Raw genomic sequence first — 2385 nt, forward strand, 5'->3', positions numbered from 1 at the left:
GAACACGGAAGTTAAGCTCTCTAGCGCCGATGGTAGTTGGGACCTTGTCCCTGTGAGAGTAGGACGTCGCCAAGCAAAAACCTAAGTCGATTCGACTTAGGTTTTTTTATGTTTATTTTTATTTATCAGCTGTTATAATCTATAATTTTAATAGTCCTAAAGAAGAAAAAAGATAAAATAGAAACGATATAAAGTGATAAGAAGGTTATAAAGTAATATATTTAAATGTAAATTAAAGGTAAGAATTACCTTTTGCATGAATTTAGTTGTAAAATGAACAAAAAAATTTTTACTTTTACATAACCTCTTTGTTTTTTTAGGGTTTTACATAAGGATGAATCTATAATTAAGGTAGTTAACATATATTTTTGATGGGTGTGGGGGATTATGAAAGAAATATGCATGTTATTAGTGGCTGTTATATTATGGGGGACAGCCATTGCGCCAACGAAATGGGCGTTAGAATCTATTCAACCGTTTACTTTGTTGTTTATTCGTCTTTTCTTTGCGGGTGGAATTTGTATGCTATTCTCATTTAAACAACTACAAAAATCAGTTGTACATAAAAAAGTTCCATGGAAAAGAATGAGTTTGTTAGCTTTTACCGGTGTAGCTGGATATTTTATGTTTACATCCTACGGCATTTCTTTAACAAGTGGATTACATGTTAGTATCATAGATGCTGCATTACCATTAGTTACAATTCTATTTTCAGCATTCTTTTTGAAAGAGAAAATTCGGTTGAATTATTGGATAGGAATTATATTGGGGGCTATAGGAGTACTCTTTATTACGATTCCATCTAAAGGTGTTGATCAAGAAGTATCTTTAATAGGAGATGTACTTATATTATTGAGCACTTTTCTATTTGCTTTCTACACAGTTTTGTTAAAACGACCAAAACAAGAACAGTATTTATCAAATGAGGTATTTACCACATTAACTTTAATTATCGGAGCTGTTATTCTATTGCCGTTTGCCTTGGTAGAAATTCTTTATTACGGTTTCCCAAAGATTGAAACTTGGAAAACGGGATTTAGTGTAATGTACCTTGTTATTGGAGCAACAATTTTAGCATATTGGTTCTGGAATAAAGCGCTAGAGAGAGTTTCTGCATCAGTAAGTGGATTATATTTAAATGCATTACCGTTAATAAGCATTGTTACTTCAATTATCCTATTAAATGAATCTCTGACATGGAGGGTAATAATGGGGGCAAGTCTAGTTTTAATTGGAGTAGGATGGGCGGATAAGCAAAAAATACGTAATCTATTAAAAGGTAATAAGGTGTAGAGTCGGGACTGTTAAACAGTATGTTTTATATAATTAAAAATGTTAAAAAGATACCTTATATATATGAGGTATCTTTTTATATTTAGCAAAGAAAATAGACTGAAATTAGTATGGATATTCTTTGCTATATCTATATGTATCGAAATCGTTTTGAAATATTGTTTGAACGAGCTGCATACACTCAGTATCGTAAAAACTTTCGAAAGTAGGATGGCGAGGGAATAAAGGATTCGTAATATCGCCTTCACTAAAATCCCCTTTATAAATCATGGTGGGAGTTTGATGATGCCAAGATGTTGAGAACTCATTTATTGGTGCAACTTTTAATTCGAAACGCTTTTCTAATTCTTTCGTTTCCTGATTGAAGTTTTCTAAGTATATATAATTGGTCACATATTCTTCTTCACCAGTTATATATTGTTGTGTGAAATGTGGGTTAATGTCATCTGCTTGAGCACCTTTAATAAATAAGCAGTATAGAAATTGTTTAAATGAGATCCCTTTAGGAGAGTTTTCATCTTGATATAAAAACTTTCGGATGGGTTTCCATTCGGGATTCTCCACATAAGGAGGTGCAATTAAGGATACGAAAGAACTGACTGCCCTCCTATAAGGGTTGCGAACAAGTTTAAAAGTTTCTTTTTGTTTTTCTCGTAACGCTATACCTAGTCGTACACTATAGGCAGGTGTATTTTTGTATATATGATATTCATAATTATGAATGAAAGGACTATAGCTTAGAGCTGTTTGTAATAAATCAATCTGGTAAAAGAACCAATTAGCAAGAGAGGTGCAACCGCTTTTTTGACTCCAGAATAGAATGATGGGGAAATTTCTATGATAGTTTGGAATTCTTGAATGGGTGCTTATGATGCGTAATAAAGAAGAATCGAACAATCTCTACACTCCTTTCAGTTATCTTATTAATATGTATGAGAAATAAAGAAGGGGTATGAGAGTATCTTTCATCTTTAAAAAAAAACGAAAGATTAATATTGACTATTATTATATTGAGGTGTAATATAGAACAAGTCGCCGATGCAATAACGCAGAAAACGACAAACGAAATAAAAAACTTAGTTGACATCAATT

At 32.2% G+C, this 2385-nt stretch carries 2 protein-coding genes; one reads left to right on the forward strand and one right to left on the reverse strand.

The window, feature by feature from the left end:
- Positions 1 to 387 precede the first annotated feature (387 nt).
- Positions 388 to 1293, forward strand: coding sequence for a DMT family transporter (locus JDS92_RS29915; protein ID WP_000658279.1), 906 nt, complete (start codon positions 388 to 390; stop codon positions 1291 to 1293).
- 105 nt (positions 1294 to 1398) lie between these two features.
- Here JDS92_RS29915 and JDS92_RS29920 read toward each other — a convergent pair whose 3' ends face one another.
- Positions 1399 to 2190, reverse strand: coding sequence for a sulfotransferase family 2 domain-containing protein (locus JDS92_RS29920; protein ID WP_199633028.1), 792 nt, complete (start codon positions 2188 to 2190; stop codon positions 1399 to 1401).
- Positions 2191 to 2385 lie beyond the last annotated feature (195 nt).

The organism is Bacillus cereus group sp. N12, from assembly GCF_016483575.1.
GTDB classification, from domain to species: domain Bacteria; phylum Bacillota; class Bacilli; order Bacillales; family Bacillaceae_G; genus Bacillus_A; species Bacillus_A toyonensis.